The organism is Arthrobacter sp. KBS0703, from assembly GCF_002008315.2.
Classification (GTDB): Bacteria; Actinomycetota; Actinomycetes; order Actinomycetales; family Micrococcaceae; genus Arthrobacter.
On record NZ_MVDG02000001.1, the window covers coordinates 1,767,735 to 1,791,234 of the forward strand.

Consider the following 23,500-nt stretch of genomic DNA (forward strand, 5'->3'; position numbering starts at 1 on the left):
ACACGGCCCCGGGTGATCCGGCCCGGCCCTATCCGCCGATGTACGACATCTCGATCCTGCGGGCCGCGGGGGCGTCCGCCACAGCGGGGGTGTCGGCGCTGCGCTGCTCGGAGTAGCGGTCCGCGCGGCCGCCCCAGAGGGAGGACAAGGCCACGGAGAGGTCGGCGTCGGAGGCGCCGCCGCGCAGGAGTGCCCTCAGGTCAGTGCCGGCCGTGGCAAACAGGCACGTGAAGAGCTTGCCGTCGGCGGACAGCCTCGCGCGCGTGCAGCCCCGGCAAAAGGCCTGCGTGACGCTGGAGATGACCCCGATTTCACCGCTGCCGTCCCGGTAGCGCCAACGCTCGGACGTCTCGCCGGGGTAGTTCGGCGCCACCGGGTCCAGCGGAAACACCGCGCCGATGCGGGCCAGGACCTCGGCGGAGGGCACAACCTGGTCCATCTTCCAGCCGTTGGATGCCCCAACATCCATGTACTCAATGAACCGGAGGATGAACCCGGATCCCTTGAAGTGCCGGGCGGTGTCCACGATGTCCTGGTCGTTCTTCCCGCGCTTGACCACCATGTTGATCTTCACGGGCCCCAGCCCCGCCTCGTGGGCGGCGTCGAGGGCGTGCAGGACCTTGGCCACGGGATAGCCGGCGTCGTTCATGGCCTGGAACGTTTCCTCCCGGACCGAGTCCAGGGACACGGTAATGCGGTTCAGCCCCGCGTCCTTGAGGATCCGGGCCTTCTGCGCCAGCACCGAGCCGTTGGTGGTCATGGCCAGGTCCGGCGCCCGCCCGTCGGGGGTCCGCAGCCGGGCCAGCGTGCGGACCAGGACCTCAAGGTCCTTCCGCAGCAGGGGTTCCCCGCCGGTCAGCCGGATCTTCAGTACTCCGTGGGCCACGGCAATCGACGCCAGCCGGGTGATTTCCTCAAACGTCAGCAGCTGCTCCCGGGGCATGAAGACATAATCCCTGCCGAAGATCTCCCGGGGCATGCAATAGACGCAGCGGAAATTGCACCGGTCCGTGACTGAAATCCGCAGGTCCCGGAGGGGCCGGTGGAAGGTGTCGGTGATGGATGTGGCGTCCATGCAGCGCCCTTTCAAAGCGGCAGCAGCGTCCACCGCTCGTATATCTCCCAGCGTATGCCCGCGGGCGGGCCCCCACAATGACGGGCGCCAATGGCCGGCCCCTGGACCGGAGCCGGGTCACATCCTGCGTTTGGTCCTTGCCGTCGCCGGTGCCGTCCACGGGTCCTCCGGCCAGGGGTGCTTGGGATAGCGTCCGCGCATCTCGGCACGGACCTGCGCGTAGGGTCCGGACCAAAACGAGGCGAGGTCGTCCGTGACCGCTAGGGGCCGCCTGGCCGGCGACAGCAGGTGGAACAGCACCGGCACCCTCTCCCCCGCCAGCCGCGGCGTCGCTGCCCAGCCGAAGCATTCCTGCAGCTTGACCGCCACCACCGGCCGGCCGCCGTCGTCCGCTGCGTCCGGATAGTCGATGCGCACCCGGGAACCGCTGGGCACCTCGAGCCACTCCGGAGCCAGCTCGCCCAGGCGGGCGGCGTCTGGCCACGGCAGCAGCCTGCGGAGAGGATCTGCCAGGTCGATGCCGTTCGTGGCGGCCCCGCCGGCCAAGGCCTCCAGCTCCGGCGCCAGCCATTCGTCCAGCCGCCCCAGCAGCGCCTGGTCGGAAACGTCCGGCCAGGGTTCCCCCAGTTCCCGGTGCAGCAGGGCGAGGCGGCGGCGCAAGCCGTCTGCCGCCGTCGACCATCCGATGGTGCCGAGCCCTTCCTTCTTCAGCGCGCGGGCCACCGCCGCCCGCCCCTCCTCCATGGACGGCCTGACCGGCGTGGATGACAGCGCGATCGCTCCCAGCCGGCGTCCCCGTCGGGCGGTCACGCGGCCCTGGTTGAACCCCGCTTCCACCGTTTCCTCCATGAGGTGCCGGGCAGCGGCCTCTGCCGTGTCCGCCGTCAGCGGCGCCGCGGAGCGGATGACGGCGCCGGTCCCGGCCGCGTCGCGTCCTTCGGCGCGCGACACCTCCGCGACGGCCAGCCACTCGTGCCCGGTCAGCGGGCTGCCGGCCGGGAGCCCGGCCCTGGTGCCGGAGGACAGCAGGTAGCGCTCCGGCCCCTGCCCCGGCACGCGGCGCGCCACACGGTCCGGAAACGCGAGGGCGACGACGAACCCGACGGCCGCTGCGCCGGTCACCGGGACAGCAGGTTGGGAAGGCGCGACGCCGGCGGCTTCCTTGCGCGCGATCGATTCCATGCGCCGGACATCCTCCGCCCAGCGCCGCGCCGCCGGGTCGGCCCCCGTCCGAAGGGTGCTCAGCAGCCGCGTCAGGTCGGCGCCGGGGCGCGCTGGTCCCCGGCAACCAGGGCGACCGCCTCCGCCGCCGTCCGGTGGCCCACGGCGGCGGCACCGTCCAGCAGGGCGCGGGCCAGCCGGGGTCCGCGGGAATCCTGGCCAGGGTTTTGCCGAGGCACGTGGCGTGCCCGTCCGGTTCCACCGCGCCGAGCTCGCGCAGCACTTCAACGGCCTCGTCCATCGCCGCCCGCGGCGGGGCGTCGGGCAGGGCCAGTCCCCGCCCGCCGGGTGCTCCCCAACAGGCAGGACAAGGGCCGCACCCGTCAGGTCGGCCACGGAGATCTCCGGTGTCCTGTGGGCGGCGCGGCTCGAACGTCTTCTGGTCGTAGCAGCGGACCACCTGCCCGGGGCCCTGCCGTGCGGCGCGTCCGGCGCGCTGATCGGCGGACGCGCGGGAGCAGGACACTGTCACCAGGCCGGACATGCCGCGCGCGGAGTCCCTGCGCGGCTCGCGGGCAAGCCCTGCATCGATGACCAGCCGGACTCCCGGAACCGTGAGGGAGGATTCGGCGAGTCCCGTGGAAACGATGATCCGCGGCGGGCCGCCCGCGTCCCGCCCTGAGACGGCGCGGTCCTGCGCCTCCGGGCTGACCTGTCCGTGTAGCTCCAGCACCTCGGTGCCCGTTCCAACCCGGCCGCGCAGGCGGCCCGCGACGTGGGAGACCTCCCGGGCGCCGGGGAGGAACACCAGGGCGTCAACGTTCAGGTCGCGTGCCAGCGCTTCGGAGTGCGCGGCCGCGGCGGTGTCGGCCACATGGTCAAGGAACGCGCGGGTCACGCCCCGCGGGTCCAGTCTCGGCACCGGCGGTGGCGCCCAGCGGGTTTCCAGGGGGTACAGCGCGGAGGGGCAGTCGACGACGGGAGCCGGGCCGCCGCCGTCGTTCTCCCCCGCCGGAGCATCGCCGATCAGGGCCGCGAACCGCGGCGCGTCCAGCGTGGCGGACATGGCCACCAGCGTGAGGTCGCCGCGCAGCTGGCGGACCTCGGCGAGCATGCCGATCAGCAGGTCTGTCTCCAGCCCGCGTTCGTGAACCTCGTCGAGGATGACGGCGTCCACGGCCTCCAGGCCGGGGTCCGAGAGCAGACGCTGCAGCAGGATGCCGGGGTGACGAACTCGACCACCGTGCTGGAGCCGGCCTGGCGTTCACCGCGGACCGTGTACCCCACGCGGTCTCCCAGCCGGCTGCCGTCCAGGGTGGCAAGCCGCCGCGCCGCGGAACGCGCGGCCACTCGGCGCGGCTGTCTCTTATACACATCTAGATGTGTATAAGAGACAGCCGTTCTTCCGTGCGGCGCTGGCGGCGATATTTGCGAGAAGGGGCGGGACCAGGGTGGTCTTGCCCGTGCCCGGGGGCGCCTGCACCACGGCCGTTCCGCCGGCGCCCTGCGCGCGCAGCGCTTCTGCAAGCAGCCCCAGCGAATCCGCGAAAACCAGCCCCGTTTCGATGGCGCCCAAATCGAAGGGCCCGTGGGGAGGAACGGGTGCAGGAGGCCTAGCCGGTGAAGTCACCCGTCCATTGTGCCTATAATCCTTGGGCGCATTGTCCTCAGGACGGTAAGCCTTGGGCCGGGTGCCCGGCGCTCCGGCCGTTCCTGTGAGAAGCCATAGCTTGCCTGAGGTAAGCTGTCCAACCACGCCCGCTGGTCTTCGTGACACCCACTGGTCTTCATGACAAGGGAATATCGGCGCAATGGTGTAGGTTGCATATCCGTCAGAGTAGAACGCCAGAAAAGAGAAGCACCTAAGTGGCAACCGATTACGACGAAGTACGTTCCGACGTCAAGGAATCCCAGGACAACTCCCTGGAGGCGCTGCAGTCCGCAAACGCCCCTGATGCCCGCAGCGTGGTCCGTGAGCTGGATGAAGCAGATGCGATGGACGACTCCATCGTTCCCGGTGGTGAATTTGTGGCCGAGGAACTCGTGGTCCAGGTGGTCCCCCAGGCGGAGGACGAGTTCACCTGTTACTCATGTTTCCTGGTCCGGCACCGGTCACAGATCGCCCGCGAAAAGAACGGGCACGCTTACTGCATCGAATGTGAAGGCTAGGCTCCCGCTGGCGCGGCTGCGAATTTCCAGCCGCACCGCAGGGTAGTTTTGCGGGGCCGCCTCCCCTGGGAAGGCGGCCCGGAACAAGTGCTGCGCTGGCACCTGCCTGCCGCCGCCTGGACCGCCGGCGGTAGGCCGCAGACCGCAGACCGCCGCTCCAGCAACCCCCGAATACCGTGCCCGCCCCGCCGGCCAGCAATAGTACCGGCAGGGCGCTCCCGGCCAACGAGCTACCCGCCAAATACCGGGCCGGTAGCCATAATTTGTGGAGTCGAAGGCCTGTACGGCCTCCTCCTGAAAAGCTATAGAACTAGCACCGCGAGGCCGCGACGCTGCCATGCAGCCAGCGCGCGAGCCCGTCGCCGACCAGATGCAGTCCCTGCGGCGCCGCGCGATGGAGCCACAACTGAGCCCGCGTCGCCACGAGAGAGGCGCGGCCAACCCCGCCGCAGGATGCCCTCGCACAGGGCCAGCGATCTGCGCCCAACAACTCCCCTACGCCGTCCTACAGACGCGCCCGCCGTCCTCGACGACCCTGTGAGCCACGTCATGGAAAAACCTTGACAAACTTGTACAACTCTTTCCATACTGGAGGGGCAAGGGTTTCGACGAGGCAACTGGAGGACCAATGGCGGCCAAACTCACCGACGTCGCAAAGCTGGCGGGCGTCTCGCTCGCCACGGCGTCACGGGCGTTCGGAGACCCCGGCCGGCTGGCGGCAGAAACCCGCCAGAAGGTGATGGACGCTGCTGTCCAGCTCGGCTACGAAGTGCCGGGACTCACGGGCAGCCGGACTTTCGGCGTCGTCGTGCCGGACATCTCCAACGCGGTCTTCGCCGCCCTCATCAAGGCCATCCAGGACCAGGCCTGGCACGGCCGCCACCGGATGGTGCTGGCCGACACCGCCGAATCCTCCGCCCGCGAACGGGACCACCTCGCAGCCTTCGCCACCGGGGTGGACGGCATCATCCTGTGCTCGCCGCGTCTCCCCTCGGACCAGATCCACAACCTCGCGGGCAGCGCACCGCTCGTGGTCATCAACGGCGAGGCCGACCACGCCGCACGCGTCCTGATGGAGGCCGGCGAAGGCCTCCGCCAGGCCGTGGAACACCTCCACGCGCTCGGCCACCGCAAGCTCGCCTACATCCCCGGACCGGCATCGTCATGGGCCAACGGCCAGCGCGTTTCCGCCATCACGCGCCTCTGTGACGAGTGGGGCATTGAACTGGTCACCGTGGGCAACCAGAACGCAACGGTCGACGGCGGCCTGGCCGCCGCCGCATCGGTCGTCGCCAGCGGCGCCACCGCCGTCATCGCCTACAACGATCTCGTGGCAATCGGCATGCTCGCCGGCGCCCGGACGCTCGGCTACCACTGCCCGGAAGACATCAGCGTGGTGGGCATCGACGACCTCGACATTGCCGCCGCCGCCGAACCCGGGCTCACGTCCGTGCGGGTTCCCATCAGCCGCAGCGGTTCCCTCGCCCTTGAACTCCTCCTCGAACAGATCGCCGGCAAACCGACGGCCACCGAGGCTGTCCACCTCAATTCACAGCTCATCGTGCGCGGCTCCACCTTCGCGGCGCGCACCGCCGACCACACCCTCCAGGGAAAGTAACCATGAGAATCGTCATCGCAGACCCCAACCTGATGCCCCAGCGGGCAGTGTTCGAGGAAGAGCTCCCGAACGGCACCGTCACGTCCTGGCACGACAGCTGGAACGAGCACTCGGTGCTGACCGACCTCAAGGACGCCGACGTCTACGTCGGGCCAAAGTTCACCGCCGCCATGGGCGCAGAGGCGCGGAACCTTCGCCTCGTGCACGTCGCCGGTGCGGGCTACGACGGCATCGACGCCGCCGCCCTGCCCGCCGGGGCGGTCTGCGCCAACACCTTCCACCACGAGGGCTCCATCGCCGAACACATCGCCACCGTGCTGGTGGCGCTCCGACGCAACCTCCTGGGCCAGGACGCCGCCCTCCGCACCGGACTCTGGGCCTCGTCGGTCTACTCCACGGAGATCCCCCAGCCGGAGACACTGCGCGGAGCGGTGGTGACGTTCCTCGGGTTCGGCCACATCGGCAGCGCCGCCTGGAGACTCCTTCAGGCCTTCGGCGCCGAAGGCATCGCGATCACCCGCAGCGGCTCGGTCAACCCCGGGGACCACGCACTCCGCTGGTCCGGCACCACAGACCGTCTTCGCGAAGCCCTCAGCGAATCCGACGTGCTCGTGGTCAGCATCCCCCTTGACGCCGGCACCACGTCCTTAATCGGCGCCGCCGAACTGGACGAACTCGGCCCCCACGGGCAGCTCGTCAACGTCGCCCGCGGACCCGTGGTCGACGAAATCGCACTCTACGAGGCTTTGAAGGACCGGCGGATTGCCGGCGCCGCCGTCGACGTCTGGTACCAGTACCCCGGCACCGACGGGCGCGGCGAACCCGCCGCCAAGCCGTTCGGCCGGCTCGACAACATCATCATGACCCCGCACTCCTCCGGCGTCACGGCCGAGACCTTCCGCGGCCGCGCCCGCGAAATCGCCGAAAACATTACCCGCCTGTCCGCGAACCAGCCCCTGAAGAATGTAGTGATCTCCCGATGACCCGAAAAATCGTCGACGTCGACGTCCTCATCACCAGCCCCAGCCGCAACTTCGTCACCCTGAAAATAACGACCGACGACGGCATCGTCGGCTGGGGCGACGCCACCCTGAACGGCCGCGAGCTCTCCGTCGCCAGCTATCTCCGCGACCACCTCGCCCCGGCACTGCTGGGCAGGGACGCGGACCGGATCGAAGACACCTGGCAGTACTTCTACCGGGGCGCGTACTGGCGCCGCGGGCCGGTGACCATGGCCGCCATCGGCGCCATTGACCTGGCACTCTGGGACATCAAGGGCAAGGCCCTGGGCGTCCCCGTCTACCAGCTCCTCGGCGGCGCGGCCCGCGACAAGATCCTCACCTACACCCACGCCACCGGCTGGGACCTTCCCGAGCTCCTCGACTCCGTGGAACAGCGCCGCGAACAGGGATTCCGGGCAGTCCGCGCCCAGTCCGGCGTTCCGGGCCTGGACAAGGTCTACGGCGTCACCAGGGGAGCCGCCAGCTACGAACCAGCCGGCCGCGGCGCCGGACCGGTCGAAGAAGACTGGGACACCTCGGCCTACCTGCGTCACGCCCCCAAGATCCTCTCCGCGGTGCGTGAGCACGTGGGCCCGGAACTGAAGCTGCTCCACGACGTCCACCACCGGCTCAACCCCACCGAAGCCGCCCGTCTGGCCAGGTCCCTCGAGGACGTGGACCTGTTCTGGCTTGAGGACGTCACGCCGGCCGAGAACCAGAGGCTGCTGCGCACCCTGCGCCAGCAGACCACCATTCCGCTGGCCATCGGCGAAGTCTTCAACACCGTCTGGGACTGCGAGCAGCTCATCACCGAACGGCTCATCGACTTCATCCGGACCGCCGTCGTCCACGCCGGGGGCATCTCCCACGTCCGCAAGATCCTCGCCCTCGCTGAGGTCTACCAGATCAAGGGCGCCCCGCACGGGCCCTCCGACGTCTCCCCGATCAACCTGTCCGCCTCGCTGCACCTCGGCCTGGCCACCAGCAACTTCGCCATCCAGGAATACATGGGCTATGACCCGCTCGTGTCCGAGGTCTTCCGCTCCAGCTTCCGCTTCGAGGACGGCTACCTCCACCCCGGTGACGAGCCCGGCCTCGGCGTCCAGGTGGACGAGCAGGCAGCCGCCCGCTTTCCGTACAAGCAGGCGTACCTGCCCATCGCCCGGGAGCTCGACGGCTCCATGAAGGATTGGTGACCGTGGGTACCTCCGGCATTCCCCCGCTGTCATCGAAGACGCCCGGAATCCTGCGGCGGCCGGCCGCCCCGGCTGCCGGGATCGTGCACCTGGGCCTCGGCAACTTCCACCGCGCCCACCAGGCCGTCTACACCGACGCCGCCGTCACCGCCCACGGCGGGGACTGGGGCATCATCGGGGTCGCCAGCCGGTCCTCGGCCATCCCGGACGCCATGCACGCCCAGGACATGCTCTACACTGTCGTCGAAATCTCGCCCGAAGGGTCAAAGTTCTCCGTCCCCCGGGTCCACACGGACGCCTTCACTGCGGCCGGCAACCCGGACCGGGTCATCAAGGCCATCGGCAACGCCGCCACCCGCATCGTGTCCCTCACGGTCACGGAGAACGGCTACAACTACACGCCGGCCACCGGTTCGTTGAACGCCTTGGACCCGGCAATCCAGCACGATCTGCTGCACCCCGCCGCACCGCGGACGCCGATCGGACAGATCGTCCGCGGCCTGCAGCACCGGTCCCGCACCCACGCCGAGCCGGTGACCATCCTCAGCTGCGACAACCTGGCGGACAACGGCCACCACACGCAGCGGCTGGTCCGCGAGTTTGCCTCCCGGCTGCCGTCGGCCGAAGCCGCCGAAACCCTGGCCTTCATCGACACGCGCACCAGCTTTCCGTCCTCCATGGTGGACCGGATTGTGCCCGCCACCACCGATCATTACCGCAGGCTGGTCACCGACCGGCGCGGCTACACGGACCGCATCCCGGTGCCGGCCGAACCGTTCACCATGTGGATCGTCGAGGACAACTTCATCGCTGGACGCCCCGCCTGGGAGTCGGGCGGCGCCGTGTTCTCCGATGAGGTAGCCGGCTACGAGCAGCTTAAGGTCCGCCTGCTCAACGGCACCCATTCCCTCATCGCCTATCTCGGTGCCCTGTCGGGCGCGGTCACCATCCCCGAATCCGTCTCCCACACCCATATTGAACTGGCCGCACGCTCGGTTCTCAGGAACGAGTACCTGCCCAGCGTTTCGGTTCCGGCAGGAGTGGACGTCACCGCCTACGAGGAACAGCTCTTCTCCCGCTGGCGGAACACCGCGCTGGGCCACCGCACCAGCCAGGTGGGCTCAGACGGCTCGGTGAAACTGCGCCAGCGGATCCCGCTGCCGGCACTGCAGATGCTCGACGACGGCCGGATGCCCCAGCTGCTGGCCCTCACCACCGCCGCGTACCTGTCATGCATCGCCCCGCTCGCAGGGTTCCGCCCCGGCCCGCAGGCCGAAGCAATGGAAGATCCCGCCCGGGGCCTTCTGTCCGGCCTCGCCGCAGGAGCCCGCTCCGGCCGGGAGCTGGCCGGCAAGGTCCTCGGCGACCACCACCTGCTCGGCGAGGAACTGGCCGAACGCGCCGAGTTCATCGACCGCACCGGCGAATTCATCGACATCATCCGTTCCGCGGGCCCGCTGGCCGCGATCGCAGAAGCCAGCGCCCGCTCCGCCCTGAGTACCGCCACAACCCGGAGCACACCATGACCACCCAAACCATTCCCGCAACGCACACTGCCGGGCTTCCCTCCGGCACCGAGGCAGCAGTGCTCCACGGCGCCGGCGATCTCCGCATCGAACACCGGCCGCTGGCGGCCCTTGGCCCGAACGACCTCCTGGTCGAGATGCGCTCCGGCGGCATCTGCGGTTCGGACATGCACTACTACGCCGACGGGCGCAACGGCACCAACGTGCTCCGCCAGCCCACCGTCCTGGGACACGAAGGCGCCGGCGTAGTCATCGCCGCCGGTTCGCAGGCCAGGGTCGCCGCCGGCACCGCCGTCGTCATTGAACCGGCCCTCCCCTGCGGCCACTGCACCACCTGCCTCTCGGGCCGGTACAACCTCTGCCCGGCCGGAACCTGCTTCGGCTCCCCGCCCACGGACGGCCTCTTTGCCCGGCACGTCGTGGTGCCGGAACGGGCCGTCCACGCACTCCCGGACACGATCCCGGCGGAAATCGGGGCCGCGATCGAACCGCTCGCCGTCGCCGTCTGGGCCGTCGAACGTGCACAGGTCCAGAAAGGGCAGCGCGTGCTGATCACCGGTGCCGGACCTATCGGCCTCCTGGTCTCCCGGGTCGCCGCCGCCAAAGGCGCCCGTGAGATCGTGGTGACGGACGTGAATGACGACCGGCTCGCCGTCGCCACGAAGTTCGGCGCAACGCGCACCATCAACACCGCATCCGCACCGTTGGACCTCACCGAGATAGACCGGCTGATCGAATGCTCCGGCAACACGAAGGCCCTGGCCGACGGCATCCGGACGCTGGCCCCGGCAGCCCGCGCCACAGTCGTCGGCCAGGCCCGTCCCACCGTGGACGGCATCCCGCTCGGGTTCCTCCAGCGCTACGAAATCGACCTTGTGACCGCGTTCCGTTACGCCAACGCATTTCCAACGGCGATCGAACTCGCCTCCTCCGGGACGGTGGACCTTCGGTCCATCATCACCGGCACTTACCCCCTCAAGAACGCCGCGGCCGCGCTCACAGCCCCCGTGACGGACCCGACCAACCTCAAAGTACTCATCACCTACTAATTCACCGGCACCAGACCGCTGGGTTGAGCCTGTCGAAACCAAGAACCGAATCCCGGCAGGCCTGATCACCAACGGACATCCATTCAAAGGAGTATGGAAATGACCTCAGCAGCGCACGTTCCCCCCGGGGCAGTGGATCAAAGCAAGGTCCGGAAGGCCGCCGTCGCGGGCCTCATCGGCACCACCCTGGAGCTCTACGACTTCGTCATCTACGGCACCGCCTCGGCCTTGGTCTTCAGCAAGCTGTTCTTCCCGAACATCTCGCCCACCGCCGCTCTCCTCGCCAGCTTCACCACGTTCGCGGTCGGGTTCCTGTTCCGCCCCCTCGGCGGCATCTTCTTCTCCCACTTCGGAGACCGCCTCGGCCGGAAGTGGATTCTGGTTGTCACGCTCCTGCTGATGGGCGGTGCAACGCTTGCCATCGGCCTGCTGCCGACCTTCGACCAGGTGGGCCTGCTCGCCCCGATCCTGCTGTGCGTGTGCCGCGCAGCCCAGGGCTTCGGTGCCGGAGCCGAACAGTCCGGCGGCGCCACGCTGCTGACCGAATCCGCCACTCCCGGAACCCGCGGCAAGCTGGCCTCGCTGATCATGGTCGGCGCCGCCGCGGGAACCGCCCTCGGCGCGCTGGTATGGATCGCCGCACAGTCACTGGCCCCCAATGACATGCTCACGTGGGGCTGGAGGCTGGTCTTCCTCTCCAGCATCTTCGTCACCGTCGCCGCGCTCATCATCCGGCGCAAGCTGGACGAATCCCCGGTCTTCGAAGAAATCAAGCAGGCCCGCACCGAACCCCCGGCCCCGCTGCGCGAAGTCGCGAAATTCGGCAAGGCCAACGTCCTGCGCGTTGTCCTCATGAACTTCGGCGTCAGCACCCAGTCGTACACCATCCAGGTGTTCATGGCGTCGTACCTGATCACCGTGGTGGGAACCGACCCGAAGTTCATCCCGCCGGTGCTGCTTATCGGTGCCCTCTGCGGCGGTGTTGCGGCGGTTTCCTTCGGAATCCTGTCTGACAAGATCGGGCGCCGGCGCGTCGTCTCGCTCATCACCGCAGCGCTGGTCCTTTTCCCGGCTCCGGCCTTCATGCTGCTGACCACCGGCTCTCCCGTGGCCATCGTGCTGGTCATCATCGTGGGCTTCATGCTGGCCTGCCAGGGCGTCGTGGGCGTCCACATGAGCTACTTCCCGGAGATCTTCGGCAGCCGCTACCGCTACGCCGGCGTCACCCTGGGCCGCGAGTTCTCCTCCATCATCGGCGGCGGCATCGCCCCGATGGTCTGCGCGGGGCTGCTGGGCCTCTTCAGCAATTCCTGGGTCCCGGTTGCCATCTACATGTCCCTCACGATGCTGGTCAGCTTCATCGCTACCCGGCTTTCGCCCGAAACGCTCAACCGCGACCTGACCGACCCGAACGACGCCGACCGGAACCGCCGCCTTGTGGCGGCGCCCGAGGCGGCGGCCGCGTTAGCCACCACCCGCACCGCCAAGTAAAGGAATCCCATGCCCCGCCTCGCTAACCCCGGCACAATTTCACGGCCGGCCCCGTCCGCCGTCCTCCGCGAAACCCGGGCAGTGGCAGTCCTGCGGGCAAGCCACGCCTCGGACTACGCACCCGTGATCGAGGCGCTGCAGCGCGGCGGCGTGCTCAGCATCGAACTCACGCTGAGCACGCAGGGCGTCTGGGACGAACTTCCCATCCTCCGGGACCGCTTCGGGGACGCCCTGGAGATCGGCGTCGGGACCGTTACCGACGCAGCCGAGGCTGAGGCGGCCCTCGACCTCGGCGCCGCCTACATCGTCACCCCCGTCACGGATCCCGGCGTCATCACCGCCTGCGTCAGCCGCGGCGTGCCGGTCTACCCCGGCGGGCTGACGCCCACCGAGCTGCACGCCGGGTGGAAACTGGGTGCCACGGCCGTGAAGGTCTTCCCCGCCTCCACTGTCGGCGCCGGCTACGTCTCACAGCTCCGCGGCCCGTTTCCGGACATCGAGGTGATTCCCTCCGGCGGCGTCAACATCGACGACGTGCCCGGATGGATCAAGGCCGGCGCCCTGGCCGTCAGCCTCGGCGGGCCGCTGCTTGGCGACGCCTTCAAGGGCGGCGATCTGCGGGAGCTGACGTCCAGGGCGCGGCGCGTCCGCGAGCTGATCGACCGGACGGCGGACCAGATGGGTGGCAACAAGTGAGCACGGCGCCCTACGTACTGACCTTCGGTGAGACCATGGCGCTGATGCGCGCCGACCAGGTCGGCCCGCTCGCCCATGCCTCCACCATGAGCCTCGGCATCGGCGGCTCCGAATCCAACGTCGCCATCGGGCTCCAGCGTCTCGGCGTGCAGGCGGTATGGTGCGGCCGCGTCGGGGCGGACGGCCTCGGCCAGCTGGTCGAACGCGAAATCCGCGCCGAAGGCGTAGACGTGCGCATCGCCCTCGATCCTTCCGCCCCCACCGGACTGATGATCAAGGAACGGAGGACACCGGCCACCCAGCGCGTCAGCTACTACCGCACCGGCAGCGCAGGGTCCCGGATCGCGCCCGGGGACGTCGACGAACACCTCATCACCCGGGCCGGCCTGCTGCACGTCAGCGGCATCACCCCAGCCCTGTCGCCGCAGGCGGAAGCGACCCTGAGGTACGCGATTGACGCCGCCAGTGCGGCGGGCGTGCCGGTGTCCTTCGACCTCAACTACCGCGGGAACCTGTGGTCGCGCGAAGATGCGGGAAGCGTCTACCGTGACATCATTCCGTTGGCGGACATCGTGTTCGCCGGCGACGACGAGGCCGCCATAGCGGTGGGTGCCGGCGCGCCGGAGGAGCTGGCCCGGCGGATAGCCGCGCTCGGGCCCGGCCAGGCGGTCAAGATGTGTATAAGAGACAGGGGCCCTGGCGATCATCGACGGGCAGTTGTTCCGCCGGGGCGCGGTCGCCGTCGACGTGGTGGACACCGTTGGCGCCGGCGACGCGTTCGTCGCCGGCTACCTGGCCGAATTCATCGGAGGCCGGGGTCCGGAGGACAGGCTGCAGACGGCAGCGGCAACCGGGGCCTTCGCCTGCCTGGTCCCCGGAGACTGGGAAGGCTTCCCGCGCCGCGGCGAACTCAACCTGCTCGGCGCGAAGGAACCCGTCTCCCGCTGAGACTACCGCCTGACCACGACGTCGTCGATGTAGCTGTCACCCATCTGACGGGGGTGCTCGGCGCCAAACTGGACCCTGCTCAGGCTCGTTGCACCGATGCTCACCGCCTTGGAGAAGACGGATGCGCCGTCGAACCAGACTTCGATGGTGGATTTGGCACCATTCGCCCTGACCTGCATCTGGACCCTGTGCCACGTGTTCAACGGGATGCCCTTGGTCGACAGCCTGGTGAACGTGAACGTACCGTCGGGATTCGTGACCCGCAGCCACAGCTGCCCGGTGGCGTTGTCCCGGAACACGTCCGCGACCCGGGTGGCGCCGGAGAAGAACCTGACATAGGGCACGTTGTTCCCGCGGAGCCCGGCCGTCGCGATGTTAATCCAGGCGTCTGCGCCGGCCCTCTTGGTCCGGGCGGGCAGCGCCATGCCCATGTTTGCCACGGAACCGACATCCGCCGTGGCGTGAAGCCTGGCCGAACACGTCCCGGAGTGCGCCTTCGGGCTGGCAACAGCCGCCGTTCCATTGCCCGAGGTCGTCGTGACGAACGGGGACAGCGAGTTGCCCTCGAAGTTGGTGGCGGTCAGCAGCCTGCCCGACAGCGGGCTGGAAGGGGCGGCCGTTCCGGTGCGGCAGGTCGCCGACACGGCCGCGTTGGCGGAACCGAAGATGAGGGAGCTGGAAACCAGCAGCCCGAGGGTTCCGATCGCACCCAGTTTCCTTAGATTGCTCATGGCAGATCCTCACTGTCTTGTTCCGGTCTTAGTCGCAACCGTTGCAGAGGGAAGTGTCTGAAGACCTGGGACGTCGTGTGGTTTTGGAGATGTCGGGGTAACGCTGGGCCAATGTTCGATCCGGCTAATTGGAAAAACCTTGGAGTTTCCTTGGAGTGCCCCCGCTCCGTGGCTCCCCAAATTGGGGGGGGTCTTAACGCCCGACGGCGATCAGTGCCAGCGCCGCGTCGTGAGGTTTCTGGAGATCCGGGCCGGTGTAGTTCTCGAACGCCGACAACCGGTTGACAATGGTGTTCCGGTGGCAGGCCAGACGGTCCGCGGTCGCGACGAGGCAGCCCCGGGCACTACAGATATCAGGAGCGGCTGTACACGCACTTCATGCAGGAAGGGATGGACGCTGCGGAATAAGAATGCACGGCCAGGCAGTGGTTACCACTGCCCGGCCGTGCATTCGGGAATCAAATTTCGTTGGGCACCAGGAGGCCGATGCGTGTCCACAGGCACGGCCGGCCCGAATCGCTCGGGACGAGCTGGCCCTCCCGTAGTGCTATCTGCACTCCCGCGGGGCCTTGCCAGATCCCCGAGAGTTCGCAGTGCGTGCCGGTGGTTTGTTGCCGTGGCCCCGACGGCCTGACGATCCTTTGGGCCATCCTCTCGGCCGCCGGAATCCGCTTTTTCACTGCTTATTCCTCTCCCGCTGATTCCCGGTAGCTGCTTTCAGGAACATCAGTGATGAACATGTGCCCCGGAGCATGGCTGATGGCGAACGGTGGCCGGGATGCCATCACTGCGCTCTGCGGTGTCACGCCGCAGGCCCAGAACACCGGCACCTCCCCCGGCCGGATTTCCACGGCATCTCCGAAGTCGGGGCGGTTGATGTCGGCAATTCCCAGTTCCTCGGGGGATCCGACATGGACGGGTGCGCCATGGACCTTGGGCACCTGTGAAGTGACCCTGATGGCCGTTTCGACCATCTCGGCCGGCATTGGGCGCATGGAGACGACCATCGGCCCGTGGAGGCGCCCCGCGGGAGTGCACTCCACATTTGTCCGGTACATGGGAACGTTGCGGCCGGTTTCGGTGTGGCGCAGCGGGATGCCCTCGCTGGCAAGCGCGGCCTCGAACGTGAAGCTGCAGCCAATGAGCACGGCCACCATGTCGTCGCGCCAGACCGCAGAAACGTTGGGGACTTCGTCGGCGAGGACGCCGTCCTTCCACAGTCGGTACGCCGGAATGTCGCTGCGGATATCGGAGCCGGCCGCCAGTGCACTTTCGTGGCTGCCCGCGGGGATGATGTCGATGACAGGGCAGGCCTTCGGATTGAGCCGGCAGAACTCGATGAATTCGTCGGCGTAGTCGGCGGGCACTGCTATGAGGTTCGCCTGGGTGAAGCCGTCGCTCCATCCGGAGGTGGGCGTCACGAGGCCGTCGCGGAACTGGCGGCGCGCTTCGGCCGGCGCGACAGCGGCGTTCGACTGGTTCATCGCGTGCCGCTTTCCGCCAGTTCAACTGGCGCCTGCAGGTACTCCTCGTCCTCGGCGACGTTGGAGTCCCGGCCGAGCGCCAGGCCCACAAGGGTCAGCAGGCACGCGACGCTGAGGTATACAGCCACCGGGACCCAGCTGTGGAAAGTGCTCTGCAGCAGCGTGAACATGAAGGGCGCGATGGCGCCGCCGATGATTCCGGCAAAGGTGTAGGCCAGCGAGCTGCCGGTGGACCGGAGCCGCGGGGAGAACTGCTCAACAACGAAGGCTGCCTGCGGCCCGTACATGAAGGAGTGGCAGAGCAGGCCCAGGACCGTGCCGACGATCAGCATGGCCGGGGAACGTCCTTCGAGGACGATGAAGAACAGGAACCCCCACACCGCGGCCGCCGCAGCGGCAATGCCGTACACGAGCCGGCGGTTGATGCGGTCAGAGATGTGGCCTGCGAGCGGCATCGTGACCAGCTGGAGTGCCGACCCGATGAGGACGGCCACGAGCACCTGGCCGCGGTCAAAGCCAAGCTCCTGGATGCCGTAGGTGAGTGTAAAGACGGTGCACAGTGCGTAGGTGACGTCCGGGCCAATCCGGCTGAGCATGGCGGCCAGCAGGGGACGGCGCTGGGTGGTGAGGACTTCCCTGATAGGGGCCTTGGGTTTGTCTCCCCTGGCCTCCATGGCTTTGAAGATGGGGGTGTCCTCGAGTTTGAGGCGGATCCAGAGGCCGAAAGCGACCAGCAGGGCGGAGATCAGGAACGCAATTCTCCAGCCGTAGTCGAGGAATTGTTCCTCCGACAGGGCCAGCGTCAGCACGGCAAGCGCGCCGTTGGCCATGAGGTTGCCGGCCGGCGGGCCGATCTGCGCCGCGGACGCCCAGAAGCCGCGGCGGTTGGGGTCACCGAATTCGCTGGAGAGCAGCACGGCGCCGCCCCATTCGCCGCCGACGCCGACGCCCTGTGCGAAACGCAGGAACACCAGGATGGCCGGTGCGATGACGCCGATGTTGTCGTACGTGGGCAGCAGACCGATGAGGAAGGTCGCGACGCCAATCAGCATGAGGGTGAAGACCAGGATCTTCTTGCGGCCGATTTCATCCCCGAGCCGGCCGAAGATAATGCCGCCGACCGGGCGGGAAATGTATCCCACGGCATAGGTCGAGAAGGCGAGGAGAGTGCCGGTCACCGGGTCCGAGGCCGGGAAGAAGATGAGCGGGAAAACGATCGCCGCTGCCGCAGAGTAGACGGCGAAGTCGTAGAACTCAAGGGCCGTGCCTGTCAGGCTGGCGGCGAATGCCTTGTACATGCCTTTGCGCCCTACAAAGGGTGCCTGGGTCCCGGAGGCCATTACGGGTTGATTGGCCATGTTTCCTCCATGAAGAGTGTGGAATTCATCGGCTGCTGCGACGGATGATGCTTGCTGCCCGTGGTGTCCAGGCCTGCGACGATGACAGGTGGGGCACAGAAGCAGTTTGTGTGAGGCTTGCCGCCAGCGTGGCCGGAAACCTAGCGTGTGTTGAATTGTCAGATCGTTCAACAATTCATTCTTGTTGAACAATTTACGCGACGTAGGTCACACCGTCAAGGTTCGACAAAAAATCCGTGGTTGAGGGCAGGGAGGAACCAGGGAGGGTCACGCGTGACAGGAGCCGGACTGGCGCAGGCCGGGTTTCCTGCTCGGAGGCAGTTCCGGCGCGGAGGCGGTTGCGGCTAGGAGGCGTGCACCGCAGTCTGGTGCTCTTCGGACCGGTCGAGATACGACAGCAGGCGTTCGGCTGCCAGCTCGGTGTCGCCGGTCTCGAGAGCTTTGCAGATTTCCTCGTTGTCCTGCAGATAATCCTGGTAGAAGCCGCTGTCGACAGACGCCTTGTGGAAAAAGAGCCTCATCTCGGCGAGCACCTGCGACATGATGGTGTTGAGGCGTTCACTGGACGCCATTGCGACGAGGGCGCCGTGAAAATGCTGGTTGGCGCTGCCGAGGCCTTCGCTGTCCCCCGCCGCGGCTGCGCGCTTGCCCTCCTCGACGGCGGCCCGCACGGATGCGATGCTTTCCGGACTGCCGCCACCGCGGACGGCACTGACCTCGATGGCCCGCCGCACGGTGTAGACGTCATGTATGTCGCTGACACCCAGGCTGGCAACGAAGACGCCGCGGTTGGGCTGACGGACCACGAGCCGCTCGCTGGCAAGTTCGGCGAACGCTTCACGCACAGTATTGCGGGAGACGCCGAGCTCTTCGGACAGGGCCTCCTCCTTGAGCTTCGATCCCGGCAGGAGGGCGCCTTCCGCGATCTGGAGGCGCAGCTCAGTCGCGACGCGGGTCGCCACGGAGGGAACCGCAACGCGCAGCCTGGACATTCCGCCCGGCGATACCGCTCCGCCGTGAGGGGCCGCCGCAGGTTCGTGGAAGCGGGAATTCTCGGCGTTCGGGTTCACAGGGGCCATACCTCCGAATTTACACGAGCTTCACAACAATCCGATTGCTGAATCGTTGAACGTTCTCCGAGTCGGCTGGCTCTTAGTCCGTGGGTTTGTGCCGTGCTTCCTGCTGATGTTTTTCAAGCTTTTCTTCAGAATCCCTGCGACGCTGACCCACCGTTCGTATCTGGCCGGTGTGCGGCGCCGACTGTTCACTCTTAGCTTGGCCTTGAGCCTGCTTTTCCGCGGCGGCAGAGGCTTGCTGCTCAGAGCCGGTACCTGCATTTTCGCTCATACACAAATCCTCCCACCACCCCGGCCTGGAAGAACTGAAGTCCGGGTTGTCCCCGATAAACTCACTCTAGAAGTTGATGTTCAATGTGGGACGGCTAGTCGAAGGAATAACTCCATGGTCGCTTCATCGTCCCCGGTACCGTTTGACCGGATCATCTTGATTTTTAATCCGGTCAGCAGCCGGAACCCTGCCCAACTGGCCGAGCAGCTGCGCGCCGAAGTGAGCCGCCGCCTACCCGATATGCCCGTTCGTTTGGAGCCAAGTGAGTTCCCCGGCCACGCGCGTGAGCTCGCCCGGACGGCGGCGGCCTCCGGCCGACCCCTGATCGTGTCTGTCAGCGGTGACGGCGGGTACAACGAGGTGGTCAACGGGGTAATGGACGTCGCCGAAAGCCGCGCGGTCTGCGCGGTACTGGCCAGCGGAAACGCCAACGACCACCACCGCAGCACCCCTCGGATTCCGCTGATCGAAGCAATCGTCCGGGGCAAGGTCAGTCGAATCGATCTGCTGCGGCTGACCCATGGGGTGGGAAAGGCTGCCTGGACGCACTACGCCCACTCGTACATTGGCCTGGGGCTGACTCCCGCGATGGCCATCGGAATTGAGCGGGGCAACAAGGGGGTTCTCAAGGAGCTCGTCTCTGTCGTACACACACTGACCCGGCTGCAGCCGTTCGAAATCATCCGTGATGACGGCGCCCGCGCTGTGTTCGACAGCCTCATCCTGGCCAATGTCCCGGCCATGGCGAAGTACGGCAGAATCAGTGAAACCGGCGACCCAGACGACGGGCTGTTCGAGGTCATCATGCTGCCTCACGCCAGTAGATGGCGGATGGCGCTCATGACACTTCGCGCCGTGACGATTGGGCTCGGCGTCCAACCCGGCGTCAGCCGCTACAGCTTCCGGACGACGGAATCCGTTCCCCTGCAGTTCGACGGCGAAGTGAAGACGCTGGCGGCGGGCACGCCGGTGGTGGTGGAATCCGCACACCGCGCGCTCGCTACCCTCGGATAAACGACGGCAAGGAATGGAGGTAGAGCTCCCCAACGAGCCCCCCGCTCCGGGAGGATAATTGCATCGGACGTCAACGGTCAGCCAGACAAGAACCACGGGCACGAAGGAGTCCGGATGTACACGGTCCCGCGCATCACGGTCGAGGTACCGGTCCTGAGAGTCGGGTCCGGGGCTGCGGACTACGAGAGGCTGGGCAGCTACGTGCGCTCGCTGCGCCGGGAGCACGGCCTGCATATGACGCTACTGCACATCGGCGTGCTGGACGACTTCGCCCAGGACGTCTCGGAGTGGACCAAAGGCATCACGAGTCCCGTTGCAGCCGCCAGGATGACGGCCTCGTGGGTGAAGCGGCTGCCGGTAATGAAAGGCTTCTCGGGGCGGGCCGAAAAGCTGATCGTCCTGGGCGGCGGCAATGTGTGCGGACTCGAAGTGGACGTGCCCACGAGCGTGCGGGACTTCCAGGTCTCACTCGTGCAGGCACTGCACGAGCTGCTGGCCGAGTTGCTCGTGGACAACGTCGATGACTTCATTCTCAGCTCGCGAGCTCTTGGCTTCCGGTATCCGCATTGGACGCCCCACGTTGCCGTAGGGAGTCCGATTACCAGGCACGGCCGCACCTGGGAGATCCAACCGGTGACGATCGATTTCGGCGAATCGCGCATTCGGAACCGCCAGCTGCTGCCCGCGCTTGACGCTGAAGACGGCGTCCCTTCCACCGAATGAGGGTGCAACCTACGCTGAGGATATGTCCCGACTAAGCGTCAACGGCGTCGATCTCTACTATGAGGAACGCGGCGAGGGGATCCCTATTTTGGGCGTGCACGAGACGCCCGGTTCAGCCGCGATGTGGGCGGATGCCGCCGAGGAACTGGCCAGGCGTGGCCGGTGCATCATCTATGACCGCCGGGGATTCCACCGCAGCGCTCCCCCGGCGCCGTTCGCCACGCTGGACCTGGTCGAGCACGTCGACGACGCGGCAGGCGTGCTGGCCGCCCTGCACGCGGGCGCGGCCGTAGTGATCGGCCGCAGGACGGGCGGCCTCATCGCCATCGAGCTCGCCCGCCGGTTCCCGGACAAAGTCAAGGCGCTGGTCCTTCTGGAGCCGGCCCTGTTCACCATCGACCCGGAGGCCGATGCTTGGGCCCGTAACCTTCGCCTCAGGGTGCTGGAGCACTCGGCCGGTCAGCACGGGCTGGTTGCGGAGGCTGTAATCCGGGAGACCCTTGGCGATGGGGCCGGGGAGTCGCTGCCGGAGCATCTCAGGAACATGCTGGCGGGCACCGCGTACGCCGTCCTCGCCGAGATCAACGGTCATGGCATGGACCTCAGCGAGGACGCCCTGGAGCTGGAGGAAGACAAACTGGCCGGGATCCGACAGCCCACGCTGATAGTTTCCGCTGAGGAATCGCCCGCGGCCTGCCGGCTGGTGAACGCCCGGCTGTCCGGGGCTCTGCCGTTCACCCGCACGGTGCTCGTGGCTGGCGGACATATCATCAACCCCGCCCATCCGGCGGTGCTGGACTTCGTGAACCGCATCGCTGCGAGACCGGACGCGTGGGCCTAGTCCCCCAATACAGTGCCCCCAATTGCGGGGTCGCCGCGGGGCACAGCAGATTGCTCCGCTAAGTGACGTTCACCAGGACGAACCCGGCTACGGACAGGGCCGGCGCAACCAGGACAAAGTCATGCTCGGATGCCGCGCCGTGTCCCGCACGTTACTCAGAAGGTCAGCTTGGCCGCTCCGAATGACACGCTGAATTGCACGCACCACAGATCGACGGACTTGTACCTTTTCAGATCAACCCCGGCGGGGATTGCGTAGACCTGATTGCCCTGGTTTCCCTTGATGACGCCGAGGTCGTAGTGATCGGCGGCACCGGCGACAAACCAACCGCCCGTTCCCTCCACGACGTCCGCAGCACTCAGCCAGACGTGCACGTCCGGCCCGTTGGACGTGTCCAGATTCTCCAGGGTTAGTACGCGGTCGTTGTTCGGCTGCCTCAGGATCCGAACCGTCCCCGACGTCGTGTGTTCGTGGCTGATCAAGGAACCCACGGCAACTTGGACCGACCCGGCAGGCGCCTGCCGGGTGGGGGGCGGTCGCGGGCGGCGACGGAGCGCCCGATGAAGCGGAGGGCGGGGATTGCGCATTTTCGGGAGATGCAGCCACGGTAGGGATTTGTTCATCCACGCGCACGTCGACGAAGAGAAGCCACGGCTTGAACACCGCCAGCCCAATGGCCAGCAGGAGTACGGCCGCTCCAGCCACCACCACGGGCCACAACCGCCTGCGGCCACGGGCCTTCACGGGGAACATTCAGCACACCGCATGGCTCCCAAGACAAGACGTGTTGATATTTCCGCCCATGCAACAATCGTCCCCGCACCAACGGTCTGACGGCAATGGCCGGCCGCGATAGCCTTTACAGATGCAACGTGATGACCGTCTTGCCCTCGTCCGGTCAACCTATGACGTGGTTGCGGAGAGCTATGCGGCGTTGCTGCCCGATGCCAGTTTCGAGGCGCCGGCGGATCGCGCCATGATCGAAGGGTTCGCCAGAACTCGGGAACCTTCCCTATGAAGATTTGCAGCTGGGCGGCGTCTTCGCCTGGTACTCCATAATCCATTTGGCGCCGCTCGAACTCCCACGCGTGTTTGCAGAGTTCTTCCGGGTCCTTGCGCCCGGTGGGTATGCGTTGGTCAGCTTCCAGGTGGGTGAAGGGCCCCGCCATATATCCCGCGCCTACGGTCATGACGTGTCGATGGACGCCCAGCTCTTCCACCCGGCAGCCGTCACCCAACAGCTGGAGCACATTGGCTTCAACGTGGTCGCTCAGATGTCACGCGGCCCCGGCCCCCGCGAGAAGTCGCCCCAGGCAGTACTCCTCGCTCAGCGACCAGCCAACCCGCAGCCCTCGGGCGCGTAAAGAGTCCCAACGACGAGGTTCGCCCCCGCCACTACGACGGATCACAGGGCCAGTGGAATTGCGGGATAATGGGACTATGACCGATCAGGACCGGGACCTTTGGGATGAGTTCGACAGGCTCAAGCCCGCAGGCCCAGACCGCGTTGCGGGGTACCCCGGAGGAGAGCCTTTGGGCTTTGGCTTCCGGACTGGTGTGCGCAGTGCCAGGGTAGCCTTCGGGTTCGCCGTGTACGCGCTGGTCCTCGGAACGGTGCTTGTCCTTATCGGGGCCATTGCCTTCATTGGCGAGGGCCAATGGCTATTGCTCGGCCTGATGGTGTTGATCGAGGCCGTCTTCATCTTTGCCTTCACCCGCTTGGTGCGCCAAGCGCGCAACCGCCGCTCCGCCCAATAACGGGACAGAGCCAGCGCCGGCGTCGGGCATTCACTCCGGTGAAACCCGGAGGGCTGGACTCCGCAGGAAGTGCCCCAAGGAAACGTGGAGGAAATTCCAAGGTTTATCCAAGAGTCGTGCAGTAATGGTCCACCTCCGTTCCTGCGGGGAAGACCGAGTCATAGTCTTTCCTCGGTTGGCGGGATGAAACTCAAAGTTTGAGTTCTGCGATGCCGGCCAGCAGGGAGGATCTGATGAGCGCCTTGAGGTGCAAACCAAGCTTGAAATTCCGGTCGGCTGCGGCTGTCGTGGCCCTCGCAGCATCGGCAATCGGT

Annotated in this window: 23 protein-coding genes and 2 pseudogenes; 16 read left to right on the forward strand and 9 right to left on the reverse strand. The window is 67.1% G+C overall.

Annotated elements, in window-relative coordinates:
• Positions 1–28 precede the first annotated feature (28 nt).
• Together moaA and hrpB are read right to left on the reverse strand one after the other, a co-directional pair.
• Positions 29–1,075, reverse strand: a complete 1,047-nt coding sequence (gene moaA, locus B1A87_RS08360; RefSeq protein ID WP_078029320.1) for a GTP 3',8-cyclase MoaA — start codon at positions 1,073–1,075, stop codon at positions 29–31.
• Positions 1,076–1,192: 117 nt separating this feature from the next.
• Positions 1,193–3,866: pseudogene (gene hrpB, locus B1A87_RS08365) on the reverse strand (ATP-dependent helicase HrpB).
• Between the two features lie 236 nt (positions 3,867–4,102).
• Here hrpB and B1A87_RS08370 point away from each other — a divergent pair.
• From B1A87_RS08370 to B1A87_RS23735, 10 genes and pseudogenes are all read left to right on the forward strand, one after another.
• Positions 4,103–4,405, forward strand: a complete 303-nt coding sequence (locus B1A87_RS08370; RefSeq protein ID WP_056626960.1) for a DUF4193 domain-containing protein — start codon at positions 4,103–4,105, stop codon at positions 4,403–4,405.
• Between the two features lie 628 nt (positions 4,406–5,033).
• Positions 5,034–6,023 (forward strand): LacI family DNA-binding transcriptional regulator, encoded by a 990-nt coding sequence (locus B1A87_RS08375; protein WP_078029318.1) that lies wholly within the window; start codon positions 5,034–5,036, stop codon positions 6,021–6,023.
• Between the two features lie 2 nt (positions 6,024–6,025).
• A complete protein-coding gene (locus B1A87_RS08380) occupies positions 6,026–7,006 on the forward strand; it encodes a 2-hydroxyacid dehydrogenase (protein ID WP_078029317.1) in 981 nt (326 codons plus the stop codon).
• Positions 7,003–8,220, forward strand: coding sequence for a D-mannonate dehydratase ManD (gene manD, locus B1A87_RS08385; RefSeq protein ID WP_078029316.1), 1,218 nt, complete (start codon positions 7,003–7,005; stop codon positions 8,218–8,220). Before B1A87_RS08380 ends, manD begins: the two co-directional genes overlap by 4 nt.
• 2 nt (positions 8,221–8,222) lie before the next feature.
• Positions 8,223–9,746: a mannitol dehydrogenase family protein gene (locus B1A87_RS08390; protein ID WP_078029583.1), complete on the forward strand. Its 1,524-nt coding sequence runs from the start codon at positions 8,223–8,225 to the stop codon at positions 9,744–9,746.
• Positions 9,743–10,795: an NAD(P)-dependent alcohol dehydrogenase gene (locus B1A87_RS08395; RefSeq protein WP_078029315.1), complete on the forward strand. Its 1,053-nt coding sequence runs from the start codon at positions 9,743–9,745 to the stop codon at positions 10,793–10,795. The genes B1A87_RS08390 and B1A87_RS08395 overlap by 4 nt, the downstream gene beginning before the upstream one ends.
• Positions 10,796–10,894: 99 nt before the next feature.
• Positions 10,895–12,286, forward strand: a complete 1,392-nt coding sequence (locus B1A87_RS08400; protein WP_078029582.1) for an MFS transporter — start codon at positions 10,895–10,897, stop codon at positions 12,284–12,286.
• A gap of 9 nt (positions 12,287–12,295) precedes the next feature.
• Positions 12,296–12,982, forward strand: a complete 687-nt coding sequence (locus B1A87_RS08405) for a bifunctional 4-hydroxy-2-oxoglutarate aldolase/2-dehydro-3-deoxy-phosphogluconate aldolase (protein WP_078029314.1) — start codon at positions 12,296–12,298, stop codon at positions 12,980–12,982.
• Between the two features lie 44 nt (positions 12,983–13,026).
• Positions 13,027–13,572: pseudogene (locus B1A87_RS23730) on the forward strand (sugar kinase); the annotation flags it as partial.
• Positions 13,573–13,699: 127 nt separating this feature from the next.
• Positions 13,700–13,930 (forward strand): PfkB family carbohydrate kinase, encoded by a 231-nt coding sequence (locus B1A87_RS23735; RefSeq protein WP_260680749.1) that lies wholly within the window; start codon positions 13,700–13,702, stop codon positions 13,928–13,930.
• Positions 13,931–13,932: 2 nt separating this feature from the next.
• On the opposite strand, the gene B1A87_RS08415 is transcribed toward B1A87_RS23735, so the two are convergent.
• The 6 genes from B1A87_RS08415 to B1A87_RS08440 all read right to left on the reverse strand — a co-directional run bounded on the left by B1A87_RS08415 (position 13,933) and on the right by B1A87_RS08440 (position 18,850).
• Positions 13,933–14,661, reverse strand: coding sequence for a hypothetical protein (locus B1A87_RS08415; protein ID WP_078029312.1), 729 nt, complete (start codon positions 14,659–14,661; stop codon positions 13,933–13,935).
• 193 nt (positions 14,662–14,854) lie between these two features.
• On the reverse strand, positions 14,855–15,013 hold the full coding sequence (locus B1A87_RS24945) for a helix-turn-helix domain-containing protein (RefSeq protein WP_078029311.1): 159 nt from the start codon (positions 15,011–15,013) through the stop codon (positions 14,855–14,857).
• Positions 15,014–15,344: 331 nt separating this feature from the next.
• Entirely contained in the window at positions 15,345–16,145 is an 801-nt protein-coding gene (locus B1A87_RS08425) for a putative hydro-lyase (RefSeq protein WP_078029309.1), read from the reverse strand.
• Positions 16,142–17,503, reverse strand: a complete 1,362-nt coding sequence (locus B1A87_RS08430) for an MFS transporter (RefSeq protein WP_078029308.1) — start codon at positions 17,501–17,503, stop codon at positions 16,142–16,144. Before B1A87_RS08430 ends, B1A87_RS08425 begins: the two co-directional genes overlap by 4 nt.
• Before the next feature lie 344 nt (positions 17,504–17,847).
• Positions 17,848–18,582, reverse strand: a complete 735-nt coding sequence (locus tag B1A87_RS08435) for a GntR family transcriptional regulator (RefSeq protein ID WP_078029307.1) — start codon at positions 18,580–18,582, stop codon at positions 17,848–17,850.
• A gap of 73 nt (positions 18,583–18,655) precedes the next feature.
• A complete protein-coding gene (locus B1A87_RS08440) occupies positions 18,656–18,850 on the reverse strand; it encodes a hypothetical protein (RefSeq protein ID WP_078029306.1) in 195 nt (64 codons plus the stop codon).
• 114 nt (positions 18,851–18,964) lie between these two features.
• On the opposite strand from B1A87_RS08440, the gene B1A87_RS08445 reads away from it, so the two are divergent.
• The 3 genes from B1A87_RS08445 (at position 18,965) to B1A87_RS08455 (ending at position 21,428) form a co-directional block, all read left to right on the forward strand.
• Positions 18,965–19,864, forward strand: a complete 900-nt coding sequence (locus B1A87_RS08445; RefSeq protein WP_078029305.1) for a diacylglycerol kinase family protein — start codon at positions 18,965–18,967, stop codon at positions 19,862–19,864.
• A 114-nt stretch (positions 19,865–19,978) separates the two neighbouring features.
• Positions 19,979–20,587 carry a hypothetical protein gene (locus B1A87_RS08450; protein ID WP_078029304.1) on the forward strand — a complete coding sequence of 203 codons (609 nt, stop codon included), beginning with the start codon at positions 19,979–19,981 and terminating at the stop codon, positions 20,585–20,587.
• A 22-nt stretch (positions 20,588–20,609) separates the two neighbouring features.
• Complete coding sequence (locus tag B1A87_RS08455) at positions 20,610–21,428, forward strand: alpha/beta fold hydrolase (RefSeq protein ID WP_078029303.1); 819 nt, start codon at positions 20,610–20,612, stop codon at positions 21,426–21,428.
• Positions 21,429–21,583: 155 nt separating this feature from the next.
• Here B1A87_RS08455 and B1A87_RS23270 read toward each other — a convergent pair whose 3' ends face one another.
• On the reverse strand, positions 21,584–21,910 hold the full coding sequence (locus tag B1A87_RS23270) for a DM13 domain-containing protein (RefSeq protein ID WP_221937558.1): 327 nt from the start codon (positions 21,908–21,910) through the stop codon (positions 21,584–21,586).
• 383 nt (positions 21,911–22,293) lie between these two features.
• Here B1A87_RS23270 and B1A87_RS22940 point away from each other — a divergent pair, with 383 nt between their 5' ends.
• The 3 genes from B1A87_RS22940 to B1A87_RS08470 all read left to right on the forward strand — a co-directional run bounded on the left by B1A87_RS22940 (position 22,294) and on the right by B1A87_RS08470 (position 23,186).
• Positions 22,294–22,446 (forward strand): hypothetical protein, encoded by a 153-nt coding sequence (locus B1A87_RS22940; RefSeq protein WP_185982286.1) that lies wholly within the window; start codon positions 22,294–22,296, stop codon positions 22,444–22,446.
• A gap of 70 nt (positions 22,447–22,516) precedes the next feature.
• A complete protein-coding gene (locus B1A87_RS08465) occupies positions 22,517–22,792 on the forward strand; it encodes a hypothetical protein (protein WP_139362894.1) in 276 nt (91 codons plus the stop codon).
• Between the two features lie 76 nt (positions 22,793–22,868).
• Positions 22,869–23,186: a hypothetical protein gene (locus B1A87_RS08470; protein WP_078029301.1), complete on the forward strand. Its 318-nt coding sequence runs from the start codon at positions 22,869–22,871 to the stop codon at positions 23,184–23,186.
• The last annotated feature ends 314 nt before the right edge of the window (positions 23,187–23,500 follow it).

Coding starts and splice junctions, on each gene's coding strand:
- B1A87_RS08425 (WP_078029309.1), bottom strand. CDS start 16,145: ATGAACCAGTCGAACGCCGCTGTCGCGCCGGCCGAAGCGCGCCGCCAG.
- B1A87_RS08380 (WP_078029317.1), top strand. CDS start 6,026: ATGAGAATCGTCATCGCAGACCCCAACCTGATGCCCCAGCGGGCAGTG.
- B1A87_RS08440 (WP_078029306.1), bottom strand. CDS start 18,850: ATGAGCGAAAATGCAGGTACCGGCTCTGAGCAGCAAGCCTCTGCCGCC.
- B1A87_RS08400 (WP_078029582.1), top strand. CDS start 10,895: ATGACCTCAGCAGCGCACGTTCCCCCCGGGGCAGTGGATCAAAGCAAG.
- B1A87_RS08375 (WP_078029318.1), top strand. CDS start 5,034: ATGGCGGCCAAACTCACCGACGTCGCAAAGCTGGCGGGCGTCTCGCTC.
- B1A87_RS08455 (WP_078029303.1), top strand. CDS start 20,610: ATGTCCCGACTAAGCGTCAACGGCGTCGATCTCTACTATGAGGAACGC.
- B1A87_RS08470 (WP_078029301.1), top strand. CDS start 22,869: ATGACCGATCAGGACCGGGACCTTTGGGATGAGTTCGACAGGCTCAAG.
- B1A87_RS08395 (WP_078029315.1), top strand. CDS start 9,743: ATGACCACCCAAACCATTCCCGCAACGCACACTGCCGGGCTTCCCTCC.
- B1A87_RS08415 (WP_078029312.1), bottom strand. CDS start 14,661: ATGAGCAATCTAAGGAAACTGGGTGCGATCGGAACCCTCGGGCTGCTG.
- B1A87_RS08430 (WP_078029308.1), bottom strand. CDS start 17,503: ATGGCCAATCAACCCGTAATGGCCTCCGGGACCCAGGCACCCTTTGTA.
- manD (WP_078029316.1), top strand. CDS start 7,003: ATGACCCGAAAAATCGTCGACGTCGACGTCCTCATCACCAGCCCCAGC.
- B1A87_RS08450 (WP_078029304.1), top strand. CDS start 19,979: ATGTACACGGTCCCGCGCATCACGGTCGAGGTACCGGTCCTGAGAGTC.
- B1A87_RS22940 (WP_185982286.1), top strand. CDS start 22,294: ATGCAACGTGATGACCGTCTTGCCCTCGTCCGGTCAACCTATGACGTG.
- B1A87_RS08405 (WP_078029314.1), top strand. CDS start 12,296: ATGCCCCGCCTCGCTAACCCCGGCACAATTTCACGGCCGGCCCCGTCC.
- moaA (WP_078029320.1), bottom strand. CDS start 1,075: ATGGACGCCACATCCATCACCGACACCTTCCACCGGCCCCTCCGGGAC.
- B1A87_RS08445 (WP_078029305.1), top strand. CDS start 18,965: ATGGTCGCTTCATCGTCCCCGGTACCGTTTGACCGGATCATCTTGATT.
- B1A87_RS08435 (WP_078029307.1), bottom strand. CDS start 18,582: ATGGCCCCTGTGAACCCGAACGCCGAGAATTCCCGCTTCCACGAACCT.